Origin of the sequence: Bifidobacterium stellenboschense (assembly GCF_000741785.1) — a bacterium.
In the GTDB taxonomy this organism is placed as follows: domain Bacteria; phylum Actinomycetota; class Actinomycetes; order Actinomycetales; family Bifidobacteriaceae; genus Bifidobacterium; species Bifidobacterium stellenboschense.
The window spans coordinates 84,049-93,115 of the sequence record NZ_JGZP01000015.1; the positions used below are offsets into that span (position 1 = coordinate 84,049).

At 67.9% G+C, this 9,067-nt stretch carries 9 protein-coding genes and 1 pseudogene; 5 read left to right on the plus strand and 5 right to left on the minus strand.

Annotated elements, in window-relative coordinates:
• Nucleotides 1-33: 33 nt before the first annotated feature.
• From BSTEL_RS08145 to trxA, 5 genes are all read right to left on the minus strand, one after another.
• Entirely contained in the window at nucleotides 34-642 is a 609-nt protein-coding gene (locus BSTEL_RS08145; RefSeq protein WP_034529380.1) for a hypothetical protein, read from the minus strand.
• A 338-nt stretch (nucleotides 643-980) separates the two neighbouring features.
• On the minus strand, nucleotides 981-1,181 hold the full coding sequence (locus BSTEL_RS08150) for a helix-turn-helix transcriptional regulator (protein ID WP_084686199.1): 201 nt from the start codon (nucleotides 1,179-1,181) through the stop codon (nucleotides 981-983).
• Nucleotides 1,171-1,593 carry a hypothetical protein gene (locus BSTEL_RS08155; RefSeq protein WP_051922977.1) on the minus strand — a complete coding sequence of 141 codons (423 nt, stop codon included), beginning with the start codon at nucleotides 1,591-1,593 and terminating at the stop codon, nucleotides 1,171-1,173. Before BSTEL_RS08155 ends, BSTEL_RS08150 begins: the two co-directional genes overlap by 11 nt.
• The gene (locus BSTEL_RS11510) at nucleotides 1,590-3,038 is read right to left on the minus strand and encodes a hypothetical protein (protein ID WP_156963235.1); all 1,449 of its coding nucleotides are present in this window, start codon (nucleotides 3,036-3,038) and stop codon (nucleotides 1,590-1,592) included. Before BSTEL_RS11510 ends, BSTEL_RS08155 begins: the two co-directional genes overlap by 4 nt.
• A 210-nt stretch (nucleotides 3,039-3,248) precedes the next feature.
• On the minus strand, nucleotides 3,249-3,611 hold the full coding sequence (trxA, locus tag BSTEL_RS08165; protein ID WP_034529386.1) for a thioredoxin: 363 nt from the start codon (nucleotides 3,609-3,611) through the stop codon (nucleotides 3,249-3,251).
• Nucleotides 3,612-3,845: 234 nt separating this feature from the next.
• Between trxA and BSTEL_RS08170 the strand changes: the two genes are divergently transcribed.
• The 5 genes and pseudogenes from BSTEL_RS08170 (at nucleotide 3,846) to gcvH (ending at nucleotide 9,025) form a co-directional block, all read left to right on the plus strand.
• On the plus strand, nucleotides 3,846-4,472 hold the full coding sequence (locus BSTEL_RS08170; RefSeq protein WP_034529389.1) for an NUDIX hydrolase family protein: 627 nt from the start codon (nucleotides 3,846-3,848) through the stop codon (nucleotides 4,470-4,472).
• A 212-nt stretch (nucleotides 4,473-4,684) separates the two neighbouring features.
• Nucleotides 4,685-5,529, plus strand: a pseudogene (locus BSTEL_RS08175) (alpha/beta fold hydrolase).
• Nucleotides 5,526-6,650, plus strand: a complete 1,125-nt coding sequence (nudC, locus tag BSTEL_RS08180) for an NAD(+) diphosphatase (RefSeq protein ID WP_034529392.1) — start codon at nucleotides 5,526-5,528, stop codon at nucleotides 6,648-6,650. The pseudogene BSTEL_RS08175 and the gene nudC overlap by 4 nt, the downstream one beginning before the upstream one ends.
• 213 nt (nucleotides 6,651-6,863) lie before the next feature.
• A complete protein-coding gene (locus BSTEL_RS08185) occupies nucleotides 6,864-8,507 on the plus strand; it encodes a L,D-transpeptidase (protein ID WP_051922979.1) in 1,644 nt (547 codons plus the stop codon).
• Nucleotides 8,508-8,620: 113 nt separating this feature from the next.
• Nucleotides 8,621-9,025, plus strand: a complete 405-nt coding sequence (gene gcvH / locus BSTEL_RS08190; protein WP_034529395.1) for a glycine cleavage system protein GcvH — start codon at nucleotides 8,621-8,623, stop codon at nucleotides 9,023-9,025.
• The last annotated feature ends 42 nt before the right edge of the window (nucleotides 9,026-9,067 follow it).

Sequence of the window (9,067 nt, forward strand, 5' to 3'; positions counted from 1 at the left end):
TCTCAGCCGGAAGACGGCCGAAACGTGACGGCGTCAGCGGCGGCTGGAGCCGGTCGAACGCACCGCGAACAGGGCGATGGCGGCGGCGGCGAGCAGCATCACGGCGATGGCGTACGGCATCATCGCGGCACCGGTCTTCGCGACCGCGTTGCCGGCGGTGGAGGAGCCTTCGCCGACGACCGGGACCTTGTAGGTCAGGTAGTCGGAGCCGTCGGCGGTCACGACGTACTTGTCGGCGAGACCCTGCACCTGGGAGGCGTCGACCTTGTCCTTGGTGAGGAACACCTGCATCTTGACGGTGCCGCCGGACTCGCGCATGGCCTTGGTGAGAGTCAGGCCCAGCTTGAACTGGCCCTTGTCGGTCTGGCCCACGTACTTGACGGTGTTGATGTTGGCTGCGAACTGCACGTTCGAGACCTGGGCGTTGTCGTAGCCGGCGTACACGTAGGTGTAGCCGTGGGCGACGGCCTCGTCGGCCGAGATCGGGACGGACAGCACGCCGGTGGTCGGGTTGTACGAGACGCCGCTGGTGATGATGGTCGGCGCGTAGCTGGCGTCGGCGGCCATGGCGGTGTTCGCGGCGAAACCGAAGCCGAACACGGCGGCGATGGTGGCCAGGATGGCCATGATCTTCTTCTTCATCTGTTCTACCTCCTGAATGAAAACCTTGCGCAAGGCCGTGACCTGGGAATCCGGAGCGGATTCGGACGCCTGCCGGCATCCCGGTCATCGTCCCCTCCTTGCGTTCGGCACCCACTGTACACCGGTCCGGAAACGCCCGAACCGGTGGAAGCGCGCCCGTTCGCGCGGCATGTGACATCGCGGTCACATCGTGTGACAACGTTTGCTCATGGCGTTTGGGGGAACAATGTGAAGAATCGACGGAATCGCAACGATTACGCGGCATCAGCGCCGTTAACGCGGAATTCACGCGGCGCGACACGCCGAAACGGCCGCGGCAGGCCCATTTGCGGTGCGCGTCAGTCCTCGTCGTCGAAACTGAACAGCTCCTCCACGGTGACGCCGAACACCTTCGCGAGATCCATCGCCAGACGCAGCGACGGACAATACTGGCCCTGCTCGAGCCGTCCGATCGTCTCACGGCGCACGTTCACCAGATCGGCGAGTTCCGACTGCTTCATGCCGCGTTCCAGACGGCGCAGGCGCAGACTAGTCCTCATCGCCGTCTCCCGGAGCCTCGCCACGTTCCAACCACAGGTAGCGCGCATCGGCGCACGCCAACGCGAACATGGCGAGCGCGGGCAGCACCATCGGCGGCATGACGAATGAACGACCCGTGGCCAGCGAGGCCAGCATGCCCACGAATCCGGCCACGCAGGCGACCGCCACGAACGAGAGCAGCGCGAACCGGGCGGCCTGCAGCTGGTGCTGGTCGGACAGTTCGTCCGTGCGTGGCCGCTCCCGACGGAGCATGCGGATCACGCGGGTCTCGCCCGCCACCCAGATCAGCGCCACGATGGTCGTGACGATCAGGGCGGACAGGTCGTCGTCGCGGACGGCCTGCATCGCGCATGCGACGCCGCCGATCACCTCGACCGCCATGCGGAAGGCGACATACCGGTTGAACGTCATTGGTTCCCTCCCGTGGTGCCGCCGGTGCTGCCGGTGCCGTCCGTGCCGCCGGAGGTGTTTCCGCTCCCGGCGCCCGTGCCGCCGGTCGCGCCCGAACCGGGCGTGGTCGTGTCGCCGGAGCCGCCCGTCTGCTGGCCGCCCGTCGTTCCGGTCTGGCCGCCGGTGTCCGACGTGCCGTCGCCGGTGCCGTAGCCGCCGTACCCGTAGCCGCCGTACCCATAGGTTCCGTTGTCGTAGCCGTTGCCGTAACCGTAGTAGCCGTAGCCGCCGTACCCGTAGCTACCGGTGGTGCCATCGCCGTTGCCGTTGCCGTCATAGCCGTATCCGGATTCGTCGGATCCGCTCTGGGTGTCGGTCTCCGACTGGTCCTCCTGCGCGGACTGCGCGGCCGCATCCGTCTGCGTCTTCTTCGCCTGGCTGTCGGTCACGGCCTTCGTGGCCGATTCGAGCGTCTTCGTGGAGGAGGTGAGCGTGCTCGCGACCTTCGCGTTCTGCTTGGCGCGCGCGTCGAGTTCGGCGGCGGTGAGCGTCGTCGAACACGCCTGCGTCGCATCGGATGTCTGCGTCGTGTCCGACGTCTGCGTCGCGTCGATCGCGTCGGACAGCTTCGCGAGCGTCGACGAGTCGGCGAGCTGGTCGGCGGTGATGTTTCGCGCGGACTTCGCCTTCTTCAGCGCGGCGGCCAGTGCGTCGTCCGCCTTGTCCGCGTCGTGCGCGGCGGTCTCGCACGAGTCGAGCGCGGCGTTGAACCGCGCCTCGTTGCCGGTGCGCTGGATGTAGCTGAACGCGGTGACGCCCGCCACGGCGGCGATCACCGCGATCGCGCCGAGCCCGATCAGGAACTTCTTGCGCGGCGAGACCTCCGGCTGCGCGGCGGCGGTCGCGGCATCCGCGCTGCCGCGACCGCCGCCGTCGGTTTCGTCGGTTCCGTCGGTGCCGTCGGTTCCGACGTCCGGTTCGCCGTCGTCGGTGCCTTCGATGATGCCGCGCAGGCCGGCGCTTTCGCGCGGAGCGGCGTCCGCGACCGCGCCGAGCGTGCCGGGGATGGCGCCGGGGGCGATGACCGTGGTCTCCTCGGATTCGAGCGCCTGCTTGGCCACTTCGGCGCTCGAACCGGTGCCAATCGGCGGCAGGATCGTCGTCTCGGACGTGGCCGTCGCCTGCGGCGCGGGCACGGCTGGCACGTCCGTCAGGTCGTCGAGCTGCGCGTCGGGTTGCGCCGCGGCGGGGACGTGCGGGAACGACAATGATGCGTCGTCGTGATCGTTTCGGGCGGACTCGTCGATCGACGGGAACGTGAGTTCGGGGATGTCCCAATCGCCGTCATTCTTCGGATCGAGCAGCGATCCTACGGACGAATCGCCGAAATTCGGCACGTCCGCGTCGCGGCCGTCGTGTCCGTTCGTGTCGTTCGCCGTGTCTCCTACCTTGTTCTTGTCGCCCATGCGCGCCATGTTCCTCTCAACCCCTTGCTTGACTGTGTAGGCGCCGTGTTCGCAAGCGCCGCGTACACCCCGTATCGCTGCCCCATATCATAGCGTGACGGGTGACTCCCCGTATATGGGGAACCACCCGTCACCACGTCGGTCGTCTACGCGCGATTTTCGTGCGCGACACGCGCGTGGAGCGCACGAAAATCGCGCGTAGACGCGGCGTCACGCCTGGGCGGATTCGGCCTTCGCGGCCGCCACGTCCAGCTTCTTCGCCTGGTCGATCAGATCGTCCAGATCCTCGGCGCGCAGGGCGCCCGCCTGCTGGAACACGACCGTGCCGTCCTTGACGATCATCAGCGTCGGCACCGCCTGGATGCCCGCGGCGGCCGCCAGATCCTGGTTCTGGTCGATGTCGACCTTCGCGAACACGATGCCCTTGTTCTCCGGCTTGTCGCTCGCCTCCTCGTAGATCGGACCGAACGCGCGGCACGGGCCGCACCACGTCGCCCAGAAATCGACGAACACGATCTCGTTGCCGGTGATGGTCTTCTCGAACTCGGCCGAAGTGATCTGCGTGGTGGCCATGGGGACTCCTTCTTATAAGCGTCTGGTTACGCGTCTGCGTCGGTATCCAGTAAACCGTCACGGGGGAACAAGGGGAAGGGAATTGGGCTGAGGGCTGAGGGGATGGACCACCCTCAGCCCGGCGGTGCCGGACAGCTCCCGCCGGCGGGAGCGGGTTTCAGGTTCGGCGGGAGCGGGAGGGCGAATATGGGCATGAGGGGGCGCATGTCAGTTCGACGCGTGATAATGGGGTGCATGCCAGTGATGAATGATGAGGTGCCGGACGAGGGTGACTTCGACGCCGACCGTCCGCGCGGTGAATTCGACCACGTCACCCCGGAGGATTTCATCCGCGGTTCCGGCCACGGCAATCCCCCCGGATGGCTCGACCCCGCGGACATCAACCGCGCCCGCAGCCAGATGCCCATCGCATACGTGGAGATCGTGCCCGTGCGCACCGACGAGTTCGGCCGCGTCGCGCAGGTCGGCTCATTGCTGCGCGTCACCGACGACGGGTCGGTCGAACGCGCGCTGATCTCCGGCCGCGTACTCTTCCACGAGACGCTGCGCGAGGCCATCGCCCGCAACGTCGCCAAGGACCTCGGCGACATCGCGCTGCCCATGCTGCCCGTCAACCTGCAGCCGTTCACCGTCGCCGAATTCTTCCCGACGCCCGGATTGAGCGAATACTACGACCCGCGCCAGCACGCGATCGCGCTGTGCTACGTGGTGCCGATCGCCGGCGACTGCCACCCGCAGGACGAGACGCTCGACGTGGAATGGGTGGACCCGCACTCGGACATGCTCGCCACGTTCCTCGACCAGATGGCCAACGGGCACGACCGGATCGTGCGCAAGGCGCTCGAATACTGCGGCGCGTGACCACCCTCAGTCCGGCTTTGCCGGACAGCTCCCGCCGGCGGGAGCGGTGTGGGGTGACTGTTGTGACCACCCTCAGTCCGGCTTCGCCGGACAGCTCCCGCCAGCGGGAGCGAGATGGGGGATGGGTTTCGCGGACGGCTCACGCCGGCGGGAGCGGGGAAGGGGATGCGCTTGTGGCGCATGCTGTTGCCACAGAGAAAGGATGTAATGGTATGACGTTTGCAATTCATAACCGCGTGCTGCGCGACGGGGAAGGGACCCCGCTCGTGCTCGTCAACGCGTATCCGGTCGACGGGCGCATGTGGGAGACGTGCGCCGCCCGCATCGCCGCGCTCGCCGACGAGGCCGGACTGCCCGCCTTCCCGATCTGGGCGCCGACATGCCCGGCTCCGGCGAATCGCCCGCGCCGGGCGACAAGGCGTCCGGCCGCCGCGCCGCCAACGGCTCCTACCCGGACGCGCTCGACCGCATGGCCGAATCCTACGTGGACCTGCTCTACCGGAACGGCTACGAGAAGGCCGTGTGGGCGGGCCTGTCGATGGGCGGCTACCTCGTCACCGACCTGTACCGCCTCCACCCGGAGACCGTGGCCGGCGTCGCCCTGTGCGACACGATGGCCTCCTCGGACGGCGTCGGCGGCGAACCGCGTCTCGAAACCTCCGACGCGTGCGAGCGCACCGGCTCCGTCGAGCCGGTCATGCATTTCGCCCAGCCCGCCGACGGCGACTCCACGATCAAGAAGACCCCGGAGTTCATCGAGACGATGACCGCGTGGATCCGCGACCAGAACCCCGCCGGACTCGCCTGGCGCCAGCGCATGACCTACGGCCGTCCCGAACTCGCCGGCGTGCCGGAGACGATGGACGTGCCGGTCGCCGTCGTCTCCGGCGAACTCGACCCCACGTCGAATCCGAGCGTGATGCGCCCGCTCGCCGAACGCATCGGCGCGAACGCCACGTTCACCGCGATCGCCGACTGCGGTCATTTCAGCGCCGTCGAACACCCCGACGTGGTGGCCGCCGCGCTCGTCGATCTGGTGAAGCGGGTGGTCGCATGAGCGTCTCGTTCAGTCCTCTCGCGTTGACGCGCGCGCTGCCGTTCCTGCCGCTCGCTCAGGGCGACATCGACTATCAGACCGAGCGCCGCGTCGAACCGCATCTCATCGCCGAGACGCTCGCCGAGCCGGCGACCAAGGTGATCCTCACGCGCGACGGCAAGATCGCCGTGCCGCGCGGCCAGGGCGAACTCGCCGACTACGAGAACGTGAAGATGCGCCTCGCCACCATCCCCGGCGCGTACGTGTCGCGTGAACTCGACACGCACCCGCAGGCCGTCGCCATGTTCCTCGGCAGCTACGGCGGCCGTCGCGACGAGCATGTCGTCGCCGTCGACGTCACGCGCGTGGCGCGCATCGCCGACGGCAGCGAACGCGGCGCCGACGACGCGTTCGACGAGCCGGAGGACGGCACGAACGGCGGCGTGATCGCGGCGGGCGGCGCGTTCGGCTTCGGCGCGGGCCGCGGCGCGCACGCAAGCCTGCTCGAACAGGCCGTCGACCGGTTCGACTGGGTGGACCTGCGCGGCTTCGCGCCCCACGCCTCCGCGCGCGAGGCGGGGCAGGCGACCAGCGCGATCACGCTGAGCATCTGGCACAACCGGCAGCGCCACTGCCCGACCTGCGGCGCGCCCGTCGCCGCGGCGAACGGCGGCTGGGCGCAGCGCTGCACGAACGACGCGGACGGCCGCCGTCTGCTGTTCCCGCGCGTCGAACCCGCCGTGATCACCATCATCGTGGATTCCGAGGGGCGCGCGCTCCTGCAGCACAACGCCGCATGGAAGAACCCCACGCTGTACTCGGTGTCCGCCGGGTTCGTCGAGGCCGGCGAGAACCTGGAGCACGCGGCCCGCCGCGAGGCGATGGAGGAGGTCGGCATCCGGCTCGGCGAGGTCAAGTACCTCGGCTCGCAGCCGTGGCCGTTCCCCGCGTCCCTGATGATGGCGTTCAAGGCGCATGCGCTGACGACCGACGTCCACGTGGACGGCATGGAGACCGTCGAGGCGAAATGGGTCACGCCGGACGAGTACACGGCGGCGCTGGTCACGGGCCGCATGAGCGCGCCCGGCAAGGCGACGATCGCGCGCTACATGATCGAGGAGTGGCTCGGCCGCGAGCTGTGACGTGCGGACACGGGGCGTCGGCGGCCGTGGGAGTGACGAAACGACATATCTCGAATAGTGATATATGCCACAAACCGTTGCGCCCACGGCTATTTCGGGGTGTCGCGGGCGGTTCCGGGCTCCTCGATGGGGTGGCGTTGATGTACAGTCGGACGCAGTCCGCCGAAGGAATGCGGACGAGAGAAAGCGTAGTGAAAAGACTAAGGATCGCGAATGACTGACCAACGCAATCAGCAGCCGGCCCCGGAATACGGCGCTATGCGTGAGGATTTCGAGACCACGCAGGCCATGCCGCCGCTGCCCGAGACCGCGCCCGCGCCGCTCGCCGGCACGATGGACGCCGCGGACGCCGGGGCGGCGCATCCGGAGGATCTGAACATCGGCACCACCGTGGCCACGCGCAAGTCGCGCAAGCCGCTCATCATCACCCTCATCGTCGTGGCGGCCCTGCTCGTGGCGCTCGTCGCCGCGTTCTTCGGTGCCCGCGCCTACTATCAGGACAAGGTCGCGCCCGGCGTGCGCTTCGGTTCGACCAGCATCGTCGGCCAGACCCGCGACGAGGTGAAGGCCACCGTCAAGCAGGCGATCAAGGACTCCGCGATCACCGTCAAGGACACCACCGGCAACACCAGCGCCACCGCGTCCCTGACCGATCTCGGCGTCGACATCGACGTCGACAAGACCGTCGACGACATCATGAACGCGAAGTCCTCCTCCAACATCGGCGAGGACATCCTGCGCGTCAACCCGTTCGGCCACGTCGACGTGGCGCTCGCCGCCACCCCGGACAACGCGGTGCTGGAAAGCTACCTGTCCGCCAAACTCGTCTCCGACGCGGAACGCGCCGTGCCATCCTCCATCACCTACGACGGCAACGCGCACGCGTTCGTCGCCGCCGAGGGCCGCGCCGGCAAGTCCCCGAAGCTGGGCGAGGTCGTCAAGGCCGTCAAGCAGGCCATCGCCAAGCCCGGCGACGCCGCGACCATCAACGTGACCGACGAGACCATCGACGCGCCGATCGCGCTCGACGCCGCCCAGAAGGCCGCCGACGCCGCGAACCAGCGCCTCAACAACAAGATCGTGATGACCAACGGCGACGCCAAGCAGTTCGAGCTGCCGGCCGACACCGTGGCCTCCTGGATCAAGACGGAAAGCCACCTCGACCAGGGCTCCATCACCCTCTCCTACGACACCACCGCCATCAAGAAGTTCATGTCCGAGCAGCTGCCCGGACAGCTCAACCAGGACATGGTCTCCCAGGAGGACATCGTCGACGGCAACGGTTCGGTGATCGTCGCCGCCCAGGTCAAGGGCGTCGACGGCGTGACCATCAAGAACACCGACGATGCCGCCGACCAGGTGATCGACGCCCTGAAGCAGGGCAACGGCGGCACCGTGCAGGTCGCCTCCGACGTCAAGAAGTTCGATGTCAAGCAGAAGCAGAGCGAGTGGCGTGTCGTCATCGACAAGAGCTCGCAGACCGCCGTCGTCTACCACAACGGCCAGCAGGTCAAGAGCTTCCTCGTGTGCACCGGCGGCCCCGGCGGCAACGAGACCGACAGCGGCAACTGGTACATCTACCTCAAGTACCGCGTGCAGGACATGCGCGGCTACAACGACGACGGCTCCAAGTACCTGTCGCCCGGCGTGAAGTGGGTCAGCTACTTCAACGGCGGCGAGGGCTTCCACACCGCCACGTGGAACTACGGCGGCATCGCCTCCGGCGATCCGGCCAACCACGGCTCCCACGGCTGCGTGAACATGTACGAGCAGGACGCCGAGTGGATCTACGAGAACTGCCCGGAGGGCACCCTCGTCCAGGTCGTCGGCACCCAGCCGACCGGCGCCGTGCGCTGAGCGTCGCCCGACGCACGATCGACGATTACCCGAGGACCCCGCCTTGCGGATCACGCAAGGCGGGGTCCTCCCGTATCCGGGCGTGTTCGTAACGGGTTGGTAGGCTGGAGGCCATGAGCGAAGAACTTGACGACCAGCCGCTGAACCTCGACGTGCCCGAGCACCTCGAATACTCCGACGACCACGTGTGGGTGGACACCACCCTCGACCCGGCCGTGGTCGGCATCACCGAGTACGCCGCCGGCAAGCTCGGCGAACTCGTCTACGTGGACCTCCCCGAGCCCGGCACCCGCGTCGAAGCGGGCGACGAGGTCCTCGAACTCGAATCATCGAAGGCGGTCGAACCGCTGATCGCGCCCGTCGCCGGCACGATCCGCTACGTGAACCAGGCCGTCGCCGACGATCCGAGCGTCATCAACGACGATCCGTACGGCGAAGGCTGGATCATGAAGATCGAGCTGGAGGACGACGAACCCGACCTGCTGACCGCCGAACAGTACCTGAAGGTCATACGATGACGCGCGCGTGGCGGCCGGTGGACGGCGACGGGCGCGGCACGG